Raw genomic sequence first — 17,808 nt, forward strand, 5'->3', positions numbered from 1 at the left:
GCGCGGCACTGCCGACCCACCCGGGCGGGGTCTATGCCCCTGCGACAAAACCGGCTATCGTCCCGCCAGCGGTCCTCCCCCAATAAGAGCCGAGACGAGCAGAATGATCCGACCCCTGACCTCCCTGGTGGCCCCTCTGGCAGCCCTCCTGGCGCTGACCGCCTGCGTGGCCCCCGGCCTGCCCACCGCCCCCGAGGGCGCCACCCTGCTGGCCCCGGGCGAAGGCCCGCCCGACGCCGTGGATGGCGCCTGCTATGGCAAGGACGTGACCCCCGCCGTGATCGAGACCGTTACCGAACAGGTGTTGATACAACCGCCGCAGATCGCCTCGGACGGGGCGATCATCGCGCCCGCAGTCTACAAGACCGACACGCGCCAGCGCATCGTGCAGGACCGGCAGGAGTTCTTCTTCGAGGTCCCCTGCCCCGACCAGATGACGCCCGAGTTCATCGCCTCAGTCCAACGCGCGCTGGAGGTACGCGGCATCTATCGCGGCGCCATCACCGGCGAGATGGACGCCAAGACCCGCCGCGCCATTCGCCAGTTCCAGCTGCCCGGGTTCAATTCGGACATCCTGACCATGGACAGCGCCCGCCGGTTGGGGCTGGTGGCCTATGATCTGCCAGATCTGGAATAGACGGCGGGGCAACAGCCCTGGCTTCGGAGATGCGGGGCGATAACGCATCAGAAAAATTTCCCGCTCTGATTGACGCCCCCCCCCAATCTGAGGCTTATCTACACCCCGAAATACGACCTGGGGAAGCCGATGGACCGCCTGTATGAAATCGCCAACTCGCCCGCCTTCAAGGGCGCGATGTTCAACCTGTCCGTGGTGGCCCTTGTGCTGGCGGCCGGGCTGGTCGTTATCGGCTTCGCCTTCTACGGACGGACCCGCGAGACCGAGGGGCTGGCGCCCTCGCCCGTCAACAACTGGACCATGCTCTTTGCCTGCTGGCGCGACAGCCTGATCCTGACGCTTCTGTTTGCGGCCCAGGGCATGTTGTACAGGTATGCCGAGTTTCGTGGGCTGTCGGAACTGACGCCCGGCACGCTGTTTTCCATCGCGTGGATTGTGCAACCCCTGGCCCTGTTTCTGATCGACGTGCTGATCTTCGTGATCGCAGCATTGCGTATCATTGCCCTGACCCGCTGGCTGTCGCGGAAGGCGCAGGCGGGATGATCGAAGGGCCGCAACGGTTTCCCGTCACAGCCCTTCTCTCTCACAGGTCGAACCCGCCGGGGGACATGCCGCCGGGCCTTATCGAATTCTTGTCAGGACAGCGCGTCGAGCTGCAGCCCGATCTGCCGCGTGATCCACATTGTGATCGGGTCGGCGCGCATCACCCAGGCTCCTGCTTGCTCCAGGGTGGTTCCACCGGCCAGTTTCTCGACCCGTTCACCGTAGGTGATGGGCCCGAGATGGGTCAGCAGGACAGCCTTGAACACAAGGAAACCGGCCAGGGTCAGCAGAAGACCCCGGAACGGAAAGCCACGGCGGGCGGTGCGGCGCGTCGAGACCGGGACGAGGAGTCCGTCGCGTTCGACCAATTGCACGTAGCCCCGCGACAGTTTGCGGTGCTTGCTGTCGATATCACGCAGCCGTTTGTTGAATCTGACGTAGTTGGCGTCCGCCATCTTCGCCTCCTATTACTGGCCCCCACCAGCAACAGTGACAAGAATACGGCGAAATGCGGCGAGAATGTGGCAAATGCCTAGAAACCGATTGTTTCCAAGGCAATTTCAGGGCTCGCGTTGCAGGGTCAGCGTGGTCCAGTCAACAATCTCTTCGCGGTGCACCAGATTGAACCCGTTTCGTGTATAAACCGCGATCACCTCATCGGCCTGCGGGTTCAGGATGCCAGAGAGAATCGCATAGCCACCGGGCTGGATCGAGGCGCCCATGTCCGGTGCCAGGCCAATCAGCGGACCCTTGAGGATATTGGCAAAGACCAGATCGAAAGGGGCTGCGTCGCGCAGGGCGGGGGCGTCGAAACCGGCGGCCTCAACACAGGTCACGCGACCATCCAGGTCATTGGCAGCCACGTTCGCGCGGGCCACGTCAACGGCCACCTGGTCGATGTCACCGGCCAGAACCGGTTCCGGCCAGATGCGCGCGGCGGCCATGGCCAGCACCGCGGTGCCACAGCCGATATCGGCGACGTTCTTGCCGGCAAAGCCACCCTCGGCCAGCCGATCCAGCGCGCGCAGGCAGCCCAGCGTGGTGCCGTGGTGGCCGGTGCCGAAGGCCATGGCGGCCTCGATCAACAACCCGATCTTGTCTTCGGGCAGCTGATCGGCGTCATGCGAGCCGTAGACGAAGAACCGCCCGGCCTCGACCGGGGCAAGTTCGCGTTTCACATGGGCGACCCAGTCGACCTCAGGCAGTTCCGAGACGGTGAAGTCCCTGGCCCCATGCATGGTGGACAACAGCGCCAGCCCCGCCGCATCCGGTTCCTCGGTGAAATAGCCGCCGACCTCCCAGAGGCCGCTGTCATCCTCGACCTCGAAAACGCCGATGCCGGTGGGTTCGGGGATCAGGTTCTCCATCGCCGCGCCGAGCGCTTCGGCTTGGTCCTTGCCATCAAGGGTGGTGAGAGCGGTCCAGGTGGGCATGGGGCGTCCTTTCAGTGGTTGAAAGGGGGGTAGACCCGTGACGCTTGGCCGTCAAGCGCAGGTGGTGCTCCCGCCAGCCATCTGCGCCTTCGGCTTGCTGCCCGTTGGGCCTAGCGCTTTTGGCCTGGCCAAAAGCGCGGTCGGCGGCAGCGGTGCTTTGCACCGCGAAAGCTTGGAGCTCACTTCGTGAGCCTGGAGGGGTTTCATCACCTCTCGCGGCCACAAGGGCCGCTGCCGGTCAGCGCCTCGGCCTTCGGCCTCACCCCAGGATATTTCAGGAAAGATGGAAGATAGGGGAGCTGCCCCCGGTGCGGCGGGGTGGGAGGCCACACGCCTTGCCGCTTGCGCAACACTCGCCAGGGTGGGAGCCGTGCCGGGGGCGGCGGGTTAGGCCCCCGTGCCGATCGGGCAGCTCACGCCGGTGCCACCGATGCCGCAATAGCCGCCCGGGTTCTTGGACAGGTATTGCTGGTGGTATTCCTCGGCGGGGTAGAACGCCCCGGCCATGGCGATCTCGGTCGTGATCGCCCCCAACCCGGCCTGTTCCAGCCGCGGCTCGAACGTCTCCATCGAGGCGCGGGCCGCCTCGAGCTGTTCCGGCGTGCTCGCATAGATCGCCGAGCGATACTGGGTGCCCACGTCATTGCCCTGGCGATTGCCCTGGGTCGGGTCGTGGTTTTCCCAGAACACTTTCAGCAACGCCTCATACGATGTCTTGGCCGGGTCATAGACCACACGCACAACTTCCGTGTGCCCGGTCTGACCGGTGCAAAGCTCCTGATAGGTTGGGTTCGGCGTATAGCCGCCCGCATTGCCAACCATGGTCAGCCAGACGCCGGGCTGTTGCCAGAAGATGCGCTCGACACCCCAGTAGCAGCCCATTCCGAAGACCGCGACCTCGAACCCGTCGGGCACATCAAGGCTCAGCGGGCGGCCAAAGACGTGATGGGTGGCGCCATAGTCGATCCCCTCCGCGCGCCCGGGAAGAGCCGTATCCTGCGTCACCATTTCCACCTTTTTCTTGGCAAAGAACATATGAGCCTCCTGATCGCTTTCGGCAAAGATAGCCACCGGCACGCCCGATTTCTACTCGGCCGCCTGTGCAACAAATCGTGAGAACACGGTTTCGTTGCCCTTTTCCGGGTGGCGCGGGATCATAAGGGCCAGCGCCAGCGACACGCTGGCCATGCCCGCGGCCAGGCCGAAGACCGCCCCGGGCGAGACCACCCAGAGGTAGCCCAAGGCGGCCGGCAGGAACACCGCCGCGATATGGTTGATGGTAAAGGCCACCGCCGCCGTGGGCGCGATATCCTGCGGGTCGGCGATCTTCTGGAAATAGGTCTTAAGCGCGAAGGCCAGCGCAAAGAACAGGTGGTCGATGATATAAAGCGCGGCGGCCAGCACCACGCCCCAGCCAAAGTAGTAGATCCCGCCATAGGCCAGGAAAACGATCACCAGCCCGACATATTCGAAGGCCAGCGCGCGGCGTTCGCCGAACCGCGCCACCGCCTTGCCCATCAGGGGCGCAAAGATCATGTTGGCGATGAAATTGGCGATGAACAGCCCCGTCACCTCGTGCACCTCAAAGCCGAAGCGTTCGACCATCATGAAGGCAGCGAAGACGGTAAAGATCTGTCGCCGCGCGCCCGACATCGCTTGCAGCGCATAGTAGAGCCAGTAGCGACGGCGCAGCACGAATTGTTTCAGCTGCGGCTCGGGGCTTTCGAACTGCGGGTAGGCGAAGAAGCAGAAGACGGCGATCAACGCGGTGATGCCGCCTGCAATCATGTAGACCGTATTGTAGCTCAGCCCCAGGGTCTTCCAGGTCAGCACCAACAACCCATAGGCCAGCAGCGACGCACCCGACCCCACCGCCGTGATCCAGCCCAGCATCTGAGGCGCCTTGGACTTTTCGATCCATTGCAGCTGCAGCGACTGGTTCACGGTTTCATAGTAGTGAAAGCCGATCGAGCTCAGCATGGTCAGGGTCAGGATGCCGCCCAGGCTGGGGAACTGCGCCGTCAGCGCGGTCGCCACGCCCAGCAGGCCCAGCGCGACCACGCCCAGCACCTGCTCGCGCATCAGCATCATCAGGGCGATGACGCCAATCGCAAGAAAACCCGGGATCTCGCGCACCGTGTGCAGCCAGCCGATCTCGACCCCGGTGAAATCGACCACCTCGATGACCCAGTTGTTCAGCAGGGCCGACCAGGTGGAAAAAGCAATCGGCATCGCCACCGCCATCAGCAGAAGCAGTGTGATGGGTCGGCGCCAGAGCGGCAGGGCCTTGGCCTCGTCCAGGGTCAGGATGTGGTGTCGCGTCGTCATATCCCCCGCCATACGCCCGATTTCCCGCCAAGGCGAGGGCAAAACATATGCACGGATTCCGATATGACCTGATATATATCAAGGAGCGCATGTGCGACCCATGCGACAATGTCCGGCAAAACCGGCCCCGGACGTGCAGGGAGGAGAGACATGGATATTCTGCCCATCGTGGAGCGGATCGGCGAAGCCCCATCCAATGCTCTGTTCGGTCTGATGACCGGGATCGTCTTCGGCGTGGCGGCGCAGAAGGCGCGCTTCTGCCTGCGCGCAGCTACGGTCGAGTTCGCCCGCCGCATGCTCGACAGTTCGGTCGCGGTGTGGCTCCTGTGTTTCTCGACCGCGCTGGTCTGGGTGCAGGGGGCGACCCTGCTGGGCCTGATGCGGCCCGAGGACGCGCGCATGATGGCAGTGACCGGCAGCTGGTCGGGCGCCATCATCGGCGGGCTGATCTTCGGCGTCGGCATGGTGCTGGCGCGCGGCTGTTCGGGCCGCCTTCTGGTACTGGCGGCGACGGGCAACCTGCGTTCGGTCGTGTCCGGCATGATCTTCGCCGTGGTTGCGCAGATGAGCTTGCACGGATGGCTCAACCCCGTCCGCGACTGGCTGGCACGACTCTGGATGACGGATGGCGGCACCAATGTGAACCTGCTGACCGCGCTGCGCCTGCCCGACTGGTTCGGCCTGGCCCTGGGCGCGACCTGCGCCGTGCTGGCGCTCTTGATCGCGCGCAAGGCGGGGCTGGGGGCAAAACGCCTGATCTTCGGCTCCGGCGTGGGCTTCGCCGTCGCCCTGGGTTGGGTGCTGACCTACAACCTCAGCCAAGTGGCCTTCGACCCGGTCACCGTCACCTCGGCCACCTTTACCGGCCCGTCCGCCAATACACTGATGTTCTTCCTGATCCCCGACCCGGTGCTGGAATTCGACGTGGGCCTGGTGCCCGGCGTCGTCATCGGCGCCTTTGCCGCAAGCTATTTCTCGGGCGAGTTCAAGTGGCAGGGGTTCGAAGGCGAGGCGATGATGCGCCGGTCCATGACAGGCGCCGTACTGATGGGTTTCGGCGGCATGCTGGCCGGCGGCTGCGCGATTGGTGCGGGCGTGACCGGAGGCTCCATCTTCGTCGCCACCGCCTGGGTGGCGCTGTTGGCCATGTGGGTGGGCGCGATGGTCACGGATGTGCTGGTGGATCAACGGGGCGGACAAGCCGCCACGGTCTAAGGCGCTTTTCCTTGCAATATGCCCCCAACTGACCTCAGATCCCCGAAACGGGAGGTCTGACATGCTGGAAGTCTGCGTCGACACGTTGCACGGTGCCATTGCCGCGATGCAGGGCGGCGCGGGCCGGGTGGAGCTCTGCTCGTCCCTCTCCGAAGGCGGGCTCACGCCGTCCGCCGGGCTGATGCAGGCGGCCAGCGCGCTGCCGATCCCCTGTTACGCCATGATCCGCCCCCGCTGCGGGCTGTTTCATTTCTCAGCCGAAGAGGTGGACATCATGCTGGCAGACATCGCCTGTGCCCGCCAGGCCGGGCTTGCGGGCGTGGTCTTGGGAGTTCAGGGCCCGGATGACGCGCTGGACATGGCGACCCTGACCAAGTTGGTCGAGGCCGTCGGCCCCTTGGGCAAGACCTTGCACCGGGTCATTGATGTCGTGCCGGATCCCGTTCTTGCCGTGGATCAGGCCATTCAGTTGGGGTTTGAGCGCGTGCTGACCTCCGGCGCGCGACCGACCGCGCCTGAAGGCGTCGACATGATCGCCCGCATGGTCGAACGGGCCAACGGACGGCTGTCCGTGATGCCCGGATGCGGATTGACCGCAGATAATGTGCGCGACGTCCTGACCCGATCCGGCGCCCAGGAAGCGCACGCGGCCTGCAACCAGAAGGCCCCCGGCGACCCCGCGTTCTCCGACTTTGATCCCCCAGCGGGGCGGTTCGAGACGTCGCAGGACGCGGTGCGGGAGATGGTGGAGGCCATGCCGATCAGCCGAAGCTAGCCGATCACCGCTTGATGCAGATGCTGCGAACCAATATCGACGCTCGCCTGTCCCCTTCCCTTCGACGGCACCGCCTGGGTGGCGCTGCTTGCCATGTGGGTGGGCGCGATGGTGACGGATGTGCTGCTGGGGCAGCGGGGTGAAGCCAGTGTGGGGCGACCGTCCGCAAAAAGCCCAGAGTTCCAGTTTTCCGCGTCGCAGCCAATGTCTGTTATCCCGCAACGCACGGCACTAAAGCACTTCCAAATTGTGAAGAGTTACGTTCAAGATAAGAATGCGGAGAACGATAGGGTGCCAACAGATGCCAATTGAAACCTGGACATTGTACGTTTTGACCGTTCTGGCGTTGATGAGCACGCCCGGACCAAGCCAGTTGTTGATGCTTACCAATAGTGGCGTTCATGGTTTCCAACGCGCGCTGTCGACCGCCGCAGGCGACCTTTCAGCAAACGCCTTGCAGATGCTGGCGGCGGGTTTGGGGCTGGCCGCCATTATAGCCGCATCTGCAACTGCCCTGACCGTCATCAAGTGGGCGGGGGTTACATATCTGATCTGGTTGGGTATCCGCATGATCCGACGCGCCAAACCAGATGACGCAAATGCGCGCACCGAGCGGAAGAGAGCTTCGCTGCGAACCCTTTGGCTCCAAGGCTTCCTGACGTCCGCTGCAAACCCGAAAGCTGTTGTTTTCTTCGCGGCGCTCTTCCCGCAATTCATCACGAGCGATGCTGATTTCTGGCCGCAGTTCTTGATACTGTCCTCAACTTACATTGTCATGGACGGGCTCTTTCTGTCTGCCTATGGCCTTGGATCGGGTTGGATTGTCAAACGGTTCAAGGGCAGCGCTCGAGTCTGGATCGAACGGATCGGCGGTGGCTTTATGATTGGCGCAGCGTTGCTTCTCGGGTTGAAGTCAGTCTCGCGCCAGTAGGGCAAAGAGCTGACGTTCGTCAGAACACCCGCAATTGCAGCAAATCCCGCTCAGCGGCCCTTCGACCTTCACCCGTCAATAAAAACTCTGCGGATCAATATCGACACTGATCCGCAACTCCCCCTTCACCGGAAACTGCCTCAGCCAGCGTGCGAGCGCCGCCTGCAACGGCGCGCCCTTATCGGCCTTGACCAGCAACCGCACACGGTGGCGGCCTCGGATGCGCGCAATCGGCGCGGGGGCGGGGCCGAAGAGCTGGGCGCCGATCTGGCGGAGCGGCCCATCGTTTCGCGCCATGGCGTTGCCGAGGTCGAAGACCTCTTGCACGTCCGGCGAGCTCAGCACGATCCCGGCCAGTCTCCCATAGGGCGGCACCCCTGCCCCGCGGCGCTCCATCGCCTCGGCCTTCCAGAAGGCTTCCTCGTCGCCTGCCACAATCGCGCGGATGACCGGGTGTTCGGGCTGGCAAGTTTGCAGAAGCGCCACGCCGGGCACCTCGGCCCGCCCTGCCCGGCCCGCCACTTGGCGAATGAGTTGAAAGGTGCGTTCGGCGGCGCGCAGGTCGGAGCCTTGCAGGCCCAGGTCCGCGTCGATCACCCCGACAAGCGTCAGCAGCGGGAAGTTGTGCCCCTTCGCCACCATCTGCGTGCCGATGATGATGTCGGCGCCACCTGCCGCGATCAGTTCCACCTGTTCCTTCAGGGCCCGCGCGGACCCGAACAGGTCCGAGGACAGCACCGCAACGCGGGCGTCCGGGAAGGTCTCGCGCACCTCTTCGGCCAGGCGCTCCACCCCCGGCCCGACCGGGGCGAGCTTGCCTTCGGCTTCACAGGAGGGGCAGGCATCGGGGATCGGTTTCGTCTCGCCACATTGATGACAGACCAGACGTTTCAGGAACCGGTGTTCGACCATGCGCGCGTCGCAGTGGTCGCAGCCGATCTGGTGCCCGCAGGCCCGGCAGATTGTCACCGGCGCATAGCCGCGACGATTGAGGAACAACAGGCTCTGCTCGCCCTTCTCGATCCGCGCGTTCACCGCCTGACGCAACGTGTGCGAGATCCAGCGGTTCGACGGCAGCTCTTGCGCGCGCATGTCGATGGTGCGCATATCCGGCAGGATCGCCGGGCCGAAGCGGCTTTTCAGCTCCAGGCGTGTGTACTTGCCCGCTTCTGCATTGGCCCAGGTCTCCAAGGAAGGCGTGGCCGAGGCCAGCACCACCTGCGCATCGCACAGGCTTGCCCGCATCACCGCCATGTCCCGGGCGGAGTAGAGCACGCCATCCTCCTGCTTGTAGGAACTGTCATGTTCCTCATCGACCACCACCAACCCCAGCTCGCGGAACGGCAGATAGAGCGCGGACCGTGCGCCGACCACCAGCTGCGCCTCGCCCTCGCCCACCATGCGCCAGCAGCGGCGTCTCTCCGTCATGGTGACGCCGGAATGCCATTCGGCAGGCCGCGCACCAAACCGCGCTTCAACCCGTTTCAGGAATTCCGATGTCAGGGCGATCTCCGGCAACAGAACCAGCGCCTGGCGGCCCTGTTTCAGGCATTCGGCAACGGCCTCCATATAGACCTCGGTCTTGCCGGACCCGGTCACACCGCGCAGAAGCGTGGTGCCGTATTTGCGCGAGCGAACGCCCCCGCGTAGCTCCCGGGCAGCGGCCTCCTGATCATCGGTCAGCTCGTTGCCGGACAGGGACGCATCCAGAAGCGGATAGCCCACGTCGCGCGGCGTATCTTCCTCGCGGATCGCCCCCAGTTTCACCAGTCCTTTCACCACGGAGGACGACACCCCGGCCAGATCCGACAGCTCCTTCAACGTGAAGCCCAAGCCGCCGTAGCTGTCCAACGCATCCATGACCCGCACCCGCGCATCGGTCATCTTGTTGGGACGCGGCCCGCCGGGGCGGTAGATCTTGCGCATACCGGGCGGATCGGTCAGGCCCGGCGCACGGGTGGCCAGGCGCAGCATCTGCTCCATCGGGGTCAGGGTATAGTCACCGACGCGGGTCAGGAACTCGGCCATTTCGGCCCTCATGGGCGCCAGATCCAGCACGCGAATGACAGACCGCAGCTTGGAGGCGTCAAAGCCCCCCTCGCCCGGTCCCCAGACCACGCCCATCACCTTGCGCGGACCCAGCGGCACCTCGACATAGGCGCCCTGCCAGCAGCCGCCCTCGGGCGCGCGATAGGTCAGGATGCGGTCCAGCGGCTGGGTGGTCAGCACCCCCACCCGCTCCCCTGCATTGTAGAACCTGACGCTCACGGGCGACTCCTTTGGGGTTTCTGTAGGCACATGTTTAGGCTATGAGACCGCCAACATGAACCCGTCTGAGACAGGACCTGACCGATGAAATTCTTCGCCGATACCGCCGATATCGAAGCCATTGCCGAGCTCAACGCCCTGGGCATGGTGGACGGTGTGACCACCAACCCCTCGCTGATCAAGAAATCCGGCCGTGACATCCTGGAAGTCACCAAGGAGATCTGTGACCTGGTCGACGGCCCGGTCAGCGCCGAGGTCACCGCCACCGACGCCGAGACCATGATCGCGGAAGGCCGCAAGCTGGCCAAGATCGACGACAAGATCGCCGTCAAGGTGCCGCTGACCTGGGACGGCCTGAAAGCCTGCAAGGCGCTGTCGGACGATGGCACCATGGTCAACGTGACGCTCTGCTTCTCGGCCAACCAGGCGCTGCTGGCGGCCAAGGCCGGCGCGACCTTCATCTCGCCCTTCATCGGCCGTCTGGACGACATCAACCTGGATGGCGCTGAGCTGATCGCCGACATCCGCACCATCTATGACAACTACGGGTTCGAGACCGAAATCCTGGCCGCCTCGATCCGCACCGTGAACCACATGAAGGACGTGGCGCTGATCGGCGCCGACGTGGCCACCGCGCCGCCGTCGGTGATCCAGGCCATGGCCAAGCACGTGCTGACCGACAAGGGTCTGGACGCCTTCCTGGCCGATATCGCCGCCGCGGATATCAAGATCCTGTAAGAGGCACGCCTGCCCAGAACATCAGAGCCCCCGTACCGGATGGTGCGGCGGCTTTCTTTGACCGATTAGCGCAGCGGCGACGCGCCCGACCCTGGGTGGGCGCTTGGGAACGGTGCAGTGGGGTGAGCGGAGTGCCCCACCTGAAACGCCTGTGTTGATTGTAGCGTTGGAATGCGCCCTCCCGTGGGGAGGGCCCCCTCTCGGCAGAATTCGCACGCGAATTCGCCTGCCGGGTCAACGCAAGCGCGTCGCCGCTGCGCGGCTCCAGAAGACACATCTTCGCGTGCGCTCGATGGGCGTTGCATCAAGCCCTCGGTTCGGCGCGTTTTCTCCAGCCCACCAAAAAGCTGCTGAAATCCCGCTCAACCCCCGCTATACTGCCCCACAACAAACAAAAAACATCTGAGGCAGACATGAGCATTCCCGCCCCGATCGGCACCGATCTGCGCGACAAGATCATGACCCAACCGGAACTGATCCTCGACGACCAGGAGCTGATGCACGCCCTGATCGCCGCCAATGACAAATCCATGGGCGCCAATATCGTCGACATGCGTGGGCTGGCGATGGAGAGGCTTGAGGCGCGGCTCGACCGGCTTGAGGAAACCCACCGCAGCGTCATCGCGGCGGCCTATGAAAACCTCGCCGGCATGAACCTGATCCACAAGGCGATCCTGCGCATGCTGGACCCTGCGGATTTCGCCGATTTCCTCAAGGATCTGGATGGCGAAGTCGCCGAGATCCTACGCGTCGACTGCGTGCGCCTGGTGTTGGAAACGGTGCAGGCGGACGACAACCCGGCAGTGCAGAAGCTGGGCGCGGTGCTGGCCACCGCCGAACCCGGCTTCATCGACAGCTACCTCACGCAAAGCCGCGACCTGGCCCGCCCGGTCACCCTGCGCCAGGTGCAGGAGCCGGATGTGCGCATCTATGGTGAAAACCCCTTCTGGATCCGATCCGAAGCCTGCCTGCGCCTTGACCTGGGCGAAGGCCGTCTGCCCGGCATGTTGGTCATGGGCGCCGAGGATCCGCATCAGTTCAAACCGGGGCAGGGCACCGACCTTCTGGCCTTCTTCGGCGGCGTCTTTGAACGAGCGATGCGCCGCTGGTTGTCGTGACGCTTGCGATCTCTGACGGCGCGCGCGATGCGCTTTCCGGGTGGATCGCCCACCTGCGCGCGCTGGACAACGCGGCCGAGAATACGCTGAAGGCCTACCAGACCGACCTGATCGGCTTCCTTGCCTTCCTGGGCCAGCACTTGGGTGGACCACAAGGACGCCGGGCACTTTCCGGGATCGGCCTTCGCGACATGCGCGCCTGGATGGCGCATGAGCGCGCCCATGGCAGCTCGGCCCGTACGCTGGCACGCAAGCTTTCGGCGGTGAAGAACTTCTACCACTGGCTGTCGGACCGCGACGATTTCGACGCCACCGCCGTCCTGTCCACCCGCGCGCCGAAGTTTACCAACAAACTGCCCCGCCCGCTTGCCGCCGATGCGGCCAAACGCATGATCGAAACCGCAGGCGATCAGGCCCGCCAGGACTGGGTCGGTGCGCGCGACATGGCGGTGGTCACGCTGATGTACGGCTGTGGGCTGCGGGTCTCCGAGACCTTGGGGTTGATGGGCTCCGACGTGCCCCTGCCCGAGGTGCTGCGCATCATCGGCAAGGGCGGCAAGGAACGGCTCGTGCCCGTCCTGCCCGCCGCGCGCGAGGCGGTTCAGAGCTATCTGGCCCTCTGCCCGCACCCGTTGGAGGCAGACAAACCGCTGTTTCGCGGGGTGCGCGGCGGGGCGCTCGGCCCCCGGCAGGTGCAAAAGGCAGTGGAATCGGCACGGCTGCAACTGGGCCTGCCCGCCTCCGCCACACCCCATGCGATGCGCCACAGTTTCGCAACCCACCTCTTGAACGCGGGCGGCGACCTGCGCGCGATCCAGGAGCTGCTAGGCCATGCCAGCCTGTCCACCACCCAGGCATACACGGCGGTGGATGCCACCCGGCTGATGGAGGTCTATGACGCCGCCCACCCGCGCGCGCAAAGCCCCTCCAAACGCGGCTAACCGTTTGTTCAGCATTTTCTGCAAGCCTGCTGTCTGATCACTTCCGCAGACCAGAAAGGCGCAGACATGATCGACGCGACATCGCCCTATGCGCTGGTCCTGAAGAACGACCAGCAAAATACACCCCAGGCCGCGGCCTCTGCCGACGGGTTTGATGGCGGCAACTTCCTGGACACCTTGCGCGGTAATCCGCCGGAATCCGCCAGTGACACTGTGGCATGGGCCAATCCGACCCTTCTGGACGAACAACGCCAACCTGACGCAAGGATCGGCCCGTGGGGCAACATGCGGGATGCTCCAGTATCTGAACACCCAGACGTCGCCGCGCCTGGATCCCCTCCACCGCCCGTCTCCGAACACCCGGACCAAGCCGCAGACGCCTTCGCATCTGGTGCCGACCCGGTGCCACCTCCGCCCGTATCGGAACATCCGAAAGACGCGATGACGCAGCAGGTTCCGGCCCCGGTGGCCGAACATCCAGATCAAACAGGCTTCGCAGTCGGCGCCCCGGCGCAATCGCAAAGGCTCGATTTCGGCGTGGCCCCGATGATGAGCGGAGCCGAGGCGCTGTTCAGCGCGCTGCTCGACAGAGATTCGGGTTGAACGGTCCAACTTGAGGCGCACCTCCTGATCGGCGCCTAAGCCCGCTGCGACACCATCCCCGCGCTTTCCTCTTTCCCCCCAGGCCGATTTACGGCAGAAAGCCGGGATGAACATTCAGTCGAAAGCTTTGGCCGTCCACCTTTTCACCGCCACCGGCGCTGTCTTTGCCATGCTGGCCACGTTGGCCGCTGTCGAAGAGAAATGGGGGCTCATGTTCGTCTGGCTCGTGGTGGCCTTCATCGTGGACGGGATCGACGGGCCGATGGCGCGCCGCTACGACGTCAAGACCAACGCACCACAGTTCGACGGGGTGCTGATGGACCTGATCATCGACTACCTGACCTATGTGTTCATCCCGGCCTATGCGCTGTTCAAATCCGGCCTTCTGCCCGGCTGGACCGGCTGGGTGGCGATCATCGTGATTACCTATGCCAGCGTGGTGTACTTCGCCGATACGCGCATGAAAACCAAGGACAATTCCTTTGCGGGCTTTCCCGGCTGCTGGAATATGGTGATCATCGTGCTCTTTGCCACCGAGCCCAACTTCTGGCTGATGCTGGGTATCGTCGTCGCACTTGCCATCGCCATGTTCACCCCACTGAAATTCGTCCACCCGGTCCGCACCGAGCGCTGGCGTTTGGTGTCTCTGCCAATTGCACTGGCCTGGACCGGCTTTGCAGGATGGGCGGCTTGGGTCGATTTCCACCCGGAAAGCTGGGCACTCTGGGGGTTAACCGGGACATCGATCTACCTGCTTCTGGCGGGTATCGCGCAGCAGATCATCCCAGCACGCAAGGCCGCTTAGATCAGCAAACCCGCCGCGCCCTCGTGACGCAAAAGCCAGACCTTGGTCTCAACGCCACCGGCACCGGAAAACCCGACCATCTTGCCCCCCGCCCCCAAGACGCGGTGACAGGGAATGATGATCGGGATCGGATTCCCGCCACAAGCCGAACCGACCGCCTGTGCGGGTCGACCTACGGACTTGGCGATCTCGCCATAGGTCAACGTGTCGCCAAAGGGGATTGCGGACATGGCATCGCAAACCGCGCGCTGAAATTCGGACCCACCGACTTGAAGTGGCAAGTCGAACTGCGTCAGCCGCCCGTCAAAATAGGCCGAAAGCTGCGCCAGAGCCTCGTTCAGCAGCGGCGTCACCTCGCCCTCCGCCACCATGTCCCAGGTCAGGCGCGTGATCGCGCCTGCGTCCTCGCGCACACCGATTTGCCCCACGGGCGTGTTCACTACCGCAACTGCCATGGGACAAGTTTAAACGCGAAACGCCCCGACACGAAAGGTCGGGGCGTTCCGAATCTTGCGCTTTCGGATGTTCAGCCCAGCGCGTCGTTGCACCGGCCGCAGGTGCCGGGATGGGCGTGGCTGCCCACATCCGGCAGGATCTTCCAGCAGCGTTGGCATTTCTCGCCCGCGGCTTTTTCAAACACCACGCCCACGCCTTCGACTTCCGGCAGGCGGAAGGCCTCGGCTGGCATCGGGTCACCGGTCAGCACCACTTGCGAGGTGATTGCCACGTCGGCGAAATCGACCGATTTCAGCGCCTCCAGCACTTCGGCGTCGCGCACGTGCACCACCGGCGCGGCCTCCAGCGAGGCGCCGATCACCTTGTCGCGCCGCTGGATCTCCAGCGCGGCGGTGACCACGCGGCGGGCCTGGCGGATGCCGGCCCATTTGGCGGCCAGCGGCTCGTCCAGCCAATCAGCGGGGGTGACCGGGAAGTCTTCCAGGTGCACCGAGCTGTCGTCCCCCGGGAAGCGGTCCAGCCAGACGTCTTCCATGGTGAAACACAGGACCGGCGCCAACCAGGTGGTCAGGCGGTGGAACAGGATATCCAGCACGGTGCGGGCCGAGCGGCGCGCACGGCTGTCCGCCCCGTCGCAGTAAAGAGCGTCCTTGCGGATGTCGAAATAGAAGCTCGACAGCTCGACGGTGGCAAAGTTGAACACGGCAGAGAACACGCCCTGGAAATCGAACTTGGCATAGCCGTCACGCACCAAGTGATCCAGTTCCGCCAAGCGATGCAGCACCCAGCGCTCCAGCTCGGGCATGTCAGCGGGTTCGACCCGTTCGGCATCCGAGAACCCGTCCAGGTTGCCCAGCATGAAACGCATGGTGTTGCGCAGACGGCGGTAGCTGTCGGCCACGCCCTTCAGGATCTCGGGCCCGATGCGCAGGTCGGCGGTATAGTCCGACTGCGCCACCCACAGGCGCAGGATATCGGCGCCATATTGCTTGATCACCTGCTCCGGCGCGACGGTATTGCCCAGCGACTTGGACATTTTCATGCCCTTCTCGTCCAGGGTAAAGCCGTGGGTCACCACGTTCTTGTAAGGCGCGCGGCCCTTGGTGCCGCAGGCCTGCAAGAGCGACGAATGGAACCAGCCGCGGTGCTGGTCGGTGCCTTCCAGGTAGACGTCGGCGACGCCGTCCTCGGTCCCGTCCGCGCGGTCGCGCAGCACGAAGGAGTGGGTCGAGCCACTGTCGAACCAGACGTCGAGCACGTCAAAGACCTGCTCCCATTCATCCGCGTCGTAGCCATTGCCCAGGAAGCGTTCCTTGGCACCGTCCTCGTACCAGCAATCGGCGCCCTCTTCCTCGAAGGCCGCGCAGATGCGGGCGTTCACCTCGGGGTCGCGCAGCAGGAAGCCTTCGTCGGTGGGCAGAAGCCCCTTCTTCACGAAACAGGTCAGCGGCACGCCCCAAGCGCGTTGGCGCGACAGCACCCAGTCCGGGCGCGCTTCGATCATCGAATAGAGGCGGTTGCGGCCGGTCTGCGGGTGCCATTTCACCAACTGGTCGATCGAGTTCAGCGCCCGTTCGCGGATGGTTTTTCCCATCTCGTCCTGACCGTCACCGACCTCACGATCCACCGAGGCAAACCACTGCGGCGTATTGCGGAAGATCACCGGCGCTTTCGAGCGCCAGGAGTGCGGATAGCTGTGCGTCACCCGCCCACGCGCGATGATCCCCCTCCCCCCATTTTCGTTGACCTCGACCAGCTTGGCGATCACGGCGTTGTTCGCCTTGCCTTCCTTGCCCTTGCGGTCAAAGACCTGAAGGCCAGCGAAGAAGGGCACATGGGGCAGGAATTCGCTTTCCTCGCCCACGTTATGGGTCATCCGGTCGATCCAGTTGCGCGCGACGAAGGCTTCGTAGTCGTCGGCCCCGTGGCTGGGCGCGGTGTGCACGAAGCCGGTGCCCGCGTCGTCCGTCACGTGGTCGCCGTCGATCATGGGGACGTCGTAGTCCCAGAAGCCCTCGGCGCCGTCCAGACCATGGAACGGGTGCTTGAGGATCACACCTTCAAATTCGGACGGGTCCACATCGCGGACGCGGGTAAACTCGGTCACACGCGACTTGCCCAGCGTATCCTCGGCCAGGGTGTCCGCGAAGAGGTAGAGGTCACCCGGTTTGGTCCAGCTCTCTTCCTCGGTCGCGTCCACGCGGTAGAGCCCATAGGCCACCTTGTTGTTGTAGGCGACCGCCTTGTTCGACGGGATCGTCCATGGCGTGGTAGTCCAGATCACTACACGAGCATCAGTCAATCCTAGAGGAAGGTGATCGGACGGCTCTGCGTCATACACTGCCGATTTCATTTCAAACGGCACCCAGATCGTGTGCGACTTGTGGTCGTGATACTCGATCTCGGCCTCGGCCAGGGCGGTCTTTTCCACCGGCGACCACATGACGGGTTTGGAGCCCTGATAGAGCGTGCCGTTCATCAGGAACTTCATGAATTCCTCGGCGATCACACGCTCGGCGTGGAAATCCATCGTCAGGTAGGGATCGGGCCAGTTGCCGGTGATGCCCAGGCGCTTGAATTCCTCGCGCTGGATGTCGACCCAGCCTTCGGCGAACTTGCGGCATTCCTGGCGGAAGTCGACGACGTTGACCTCGTCCTTGTTCTTGCCCTTCTTGCGATACTGCTCCTCGATCTTCCATTCGATCGGCAGCCCGTGGCAGTCCCAGCCGGGCACATAGCGCGCGTCGAAACCCATCATCTGGTGCGAGCGCACGATCATGTCCTTCAACACCTTGTTCAGCGCGTGGCCGATGTGCAGGTGGCCGTTGGCATAGGGCGGGCCATCGTGCAGGGTAAAGGGCTGGCGGCCTTCTTTCTCGCGCAGGCGATCATAGACGCCGATCTTCTCCCAACGGTCCAACCATTCGGGCTCGCGCTTGGGCAGGCCCGCGCGCATGGGGAAATCGGTCTGAGGCAGGCTCAGCGTGTCTTTGTAGTCGGGGGTGTCGGAACACATC

18 protein-coding genes are annotated in these 17,808 nt (G+C 64.1%); 11 read left to right on the plus strand and 7 right to left on the minus strand.

The features are described 5' to 3' along the window. Window positions 1-103 precede the first annotated feature (103 nt). Both ACO07D_RS03110 and ACO07D_RS03115 read left to right on the plus strand, forming a co-directional pair. Window positions 104-637, plus strand: coding sequence for a peptidoglycan-binding domain-containing protein (locus tag ACO07D_RS03110; protein ID WP_421701488.1), 534 nt, complete (start codon window positions 104-106; stop codon window positions 635-637). A gap of 129 nt (window positions 638-766) precedes the next feature. Beyond that, window positions 767-1,180, plus strand: a complete 414-nt coding sequence (locus ACO07D_RS03115; protein WP_421701489.1) for a hypothetical protein — start codon at window positions 767-769, stop codon at window positions 1,178-1,180. A 92-nt stretch (window positions 1,181-1,272) separates the two neighbouring features. On the opposite strand, the gene ACO07D_RS03120 is transcribed toward ACO07D_RS03115, so the two are convergent. The 4 genes from ACO07D_RS03120 to ACO07D_RS03135 form a co-directional block, all read right to left on the minus strand. Then, complete coding sequence (locus tag ACO07D_RS03120; RefSeq protein ID WP_421701490.1) at window positions 1,273-1,635, minus strand: hypothetical protein; 363 nt, start codon at window positions 1,633-1,635, stop codon at window positions 1,273-1,275. A 105-nt stretch (window positions 1,636-1,740) separates the two neighbouring features. After that, complete coding sequence (locus ACO07D_RS03125) at window positions 1,741-2,613, minus strand: 50S ribosomal protein L11 methyltransferase (RefSeq protein ID WP_421701491.1); 873 nt, start codon at window positions 2,611-2,613, stop codon at window positions 1,741-1,743. A 387-nt stretch (window positions 2,614-3,000) separates the two neighbouring features. Next, window positions 3,001-3,648: a peptide-methionine (S)-S-oxide reductase MsrA gene (msrA, locus tag ACO07D_RS03130; RefSeq protein ID WP_421704977.1), complete on the minus strand. Its 648-nt coding sequence runs from the start codon at window positions 3,646-3,648 to the stop codon at window positions 3,001-3,003. Between the two features lie 51 nt (window positions 3,649-3,699). Further along, entirely contained in the window at window positions 3,700-4,941 is a 1,242-nt protein-coding gene (locus ACO07D_RS03135; protein ID WP_421701492.1) for an MFS transporter, read from the minus strand. Between the two features lie 150 nt (window positions 4,942-5,091). Between ACO07D_RS03135 and ACO07D_RS03140 the strand changes: the two genes are divergently transcribed. From ACO07D_RS03140 to ACO07D_RS03155, 4 genes are all read left to right on the plus strand, one after another. Next, entirely contained in the window at window positions 5,092-6,156 is a 1,065-nt protein-coding gene (locus ACO07D_RS03140; RefSeq protein WP_421701493.1) for a YeeE/YedE family protein, read from the plus strand. 61 nt (window positions 6,157-6,217) lie between these two features. Next, the gene (locus ACO07D_RS03145; RefSeq protein WP_421701494.1) at window positions 6,218-6,931 is read left to right on the plus strand and encodes a copper homeostasis protein CutC; all 714 of its coding nucleotides are present in this window, start codon (window positions 6,218-6,220) and stop codon (window positions 6,929-6,931) included. A 78-nt stretch (window positions 6,932-7,009) separates the two neighbouring features. After that, window positions 7,010-7,243, plus strand: coding sequence for a hypothetical protein (locus ACO07D_RS03150; RefSeq protein ID WP_421701495.1), 234 nt, complete (start codon window positions 7,010-7,012; stop codon window positions 7,241-7,243). Beyond that, the gene (locus ACO07D_RS03155) at window positions 7,233-7,862 is read left to right on the plus strand and encodes a LysE family translocator (RefSeq protein ID WP_421701496.1); all 630 of its coding nucleotides are present in this window, start codon (window positions 7,233-7,235) and stop codon (window positions 7,860-7,862) included. The genes ACO07D_RS03150 and ACO07D_RS03155 overlap by 11 nt, the downstream gene beginning before the upstream one ends. A gap of 75 nt (window positions 7,863-7,937) precedes the next feature. Here ACO07D_RS03155 and ACO07D_RS03160 read toward each other — a convergent pair whose 3' ends face one another. After that, window positions 7,938-10,130, minus strand: coding sequence for a primosomal protein N' (locus ACO07D_RS03160; protein WP_421701497.1), 2,193 nt, complete (start codon window positions 10,128-10,130; stop codon window positions 7,938-7,940). Between the two features lie 84 nt (window positions 10,131-10,214). Between ACO07D_RS03160 and fsa the strand changes: the two genes are divergently transcribed. From fsa to ACO07D_RS03185, 5 genes are all read left to right on the plus strand, one after another. Beyond that, window positions 10,215-10,868: a fructose-6-phosphate aldolase gene (gene fsa / locus ACO07D_RS03165; RefSeq protein ID WP_421701498.1), complete on the plus strand. Its 654-nt coding sequence runs from the start codon at window positions 10,215-10,217 to the stop codon at window positions 10,866-10,868. Between the two features lie 413 nt (window positions 10,869-11,281). Next, a complete protein-coding gene (locus ACO07D_RS03170; RefSeq protein ID WP_421701499.1) occupies window positions 11,282-11,986 on the plus strand; it encodes a DUF484 family protein in 705 nt (234 codons plus the stop codon). Then, window positions 11,983-12,927, plus strand: a complete 945-nt coding sequence (locus ACO07D_RS03175; RefSeq protein WP_421701500.1) for a tyrosine recombinase XerC — start codon at window positions 11,983-11,985, stop codon at window positions 12,925-12,927. Before ACO07D_RS03170 ends, ACO07D_RS03175 begins: the two co-directional genes overlap by 4 nt. A 66-nt stretch (window positions 12,928-12,993) precedes the next feature. Then, a complete protein-coding gene (locus tag ACO07D_RS03180) occupies window positions 12,994-13,530 on the plus strand; it encodes a hypothetical protein (protein ID WP_421701501.1) in 537 nt (178 codons plus the stop codon). Window positions 13,531-13,636: 106 nt separating this feature from the next. Further along, complete coding sequence (locus ACO07D_RS03185) at window positions 13,637-14,335, plus strand: CDP-alcohol phosphatidyltransferase family protein (RefSeq protein WP_421701502.1); 699 nt, start codon at window positions 13,637-13,639, stop codon at window positions 14,333-14,335. Here the strand turns inward: ACO07D_RS03185 and ACO07D_RS03190 are convergent. Both ACO07D_RS03190 and ileS read right to left on the minus strand, forming a co-directional pair. Continuing rightward, on the minus strand, window positions 14,332-14,790 hold the full coding sequence (locus ACO07D_RS03190) for a methylated-DNA--[protein]-cysteine S-methyltransferase (RefSeq protein ID WP_421701503.1): 459 nt from the start codon (window positions 14,788-14,790) through the stop codon (window positions 14,332-14,334). The two genes, ACO07D_RS03185 and ACO07D_RS03190, sit on opposite strands and share 4 nt — an antisense overlap. 71 nt (window positions 14,791-14,861) lie before the next feature. Next, window positions 14,862-17,807 (minus strand): isoleucine--tRNA ligase, encoded by a 2,946-nt coding sequence (gene ileS / locus ACO07D_RS03195; protein WP_421701504.1) that lies wholly within the window; start codon window positions 17,805-17,807, stop codon window positions 14,862-14,864. Window position 17,808: the final 1 nt, after the last annotated feature.

This window comes from Aliiroseovarius sp. (genome assembly GCF_965228805.1).
Taxonomy (GTDB): Bacteria; Pseudomonadota; Alphaproteobacteria; order Rhodobacterales; family Rhodobacteraceae; genus JASBTN01.

Bases quoted from the DNA above. Each gene is read 5' to 3' on its own strand.
- ACO07D_RS03140 (WP_421701493.1), top strand. From the start codon at position 5,092: ATGGATATTCTGCCCATCGTGGAGCGGATCGGCGAAGCCCCATCCAAT.
- ACO07D_RS03145 (WP_421701494.1), top strand. From the start codon at position 6,218: ATGCTGGAAGTCTGCGTCGACACGTTGCACGGTGCCATTGCCGCGATG.
- ACO07D_RS03110 (WP_421701488.1), top strand. From the start codon at position 104: ATGATCCGACCCCTGACCTCCCTGGTGGCCCCTCTGGCAGCCCTCCTG.
- ACO07D_RS03170 (WP_421701499.1), top strand. From the start codon at position 11,282: ATGAGCATTCCCGCCCCGATCGGCACCGATCTGCGCGACAAGATCATG.
- ACO07D_RS03185 (WP_421701502.1), top strand. From the start codon at position 13,637: ATGAACATTCAGTCGAAAGCTTTGGCCGTCCACCTTTTCACCGCCACC.
- ileS (WP_421701504.1), bottom strand. From the start codon at position 17,807: ATGTGTTCCGACACCCCCGACTACAAAGACACGCTGAGCCTGCCTCAG.
- ACO07D_RS03125 (WP_421701491.1), bottom strand. From the start codon at position 2,613: ATGCCCACCTGGACCGCTCTCACCACCCTTGATGGCAAGGACCAAGCC.
- ACO07D_RS03120 (WP_421701490.1), bottom strand. From the start codon at position 1,635: ATGGCGGACGCCAACTACGTCAGATTCAACAAACGGCTGCGTGATATC.
- ACO07D_RS03155 (WP_421701496.1), top strand. From the start codon at position 7,233: ATGCCAATTGAAACCTGGACATTGTACGTTTTGACCGTTCTGGCGTTG.
- ACO07D_RS03135 (WP_421701492.1), bottom strand. From the start codon at position 4,941: ATGACGACGCGACACCACATCCTGACCCTGGACGAGGCCAAGGCCCTG.
- ACO07D_RS03190 (WP_421701503.1), bottom strand. From the start codon at position 14,790: ATGGCAGTTGCGGTAGTGAACACGCCCGTGGGGCAAATCGGTGTGCGC.
- msrA (WP_421704977.1), bottom strand. From the start codon at position 3,648: ATGTTCTTTGCCAAGAAAAAGGTGGAAATGGTGACGCAGGATACGGCT.
- ACO07D_RS03115 (WP_421701489.1), top strand. From the start codon at position 767: ATGGACCGCCTGTATGAAATCGCCAACTCGCCCGCCTTCAAGGGCGCG.
- fsa (WP_421701498.1), top strand. From the start codon at position 10,215: ATGAAATTCTTCGCCGATACCGCCGATATCGAAGCCATTGCCGAGCTC.
- ACO07D_RS03180 (WP_421701501.1), top strand. From the start codon at position 12,994: ATGATCGACGCGACATCGCCCTATGCGCTGGTCCTGAAGAACGACCAG.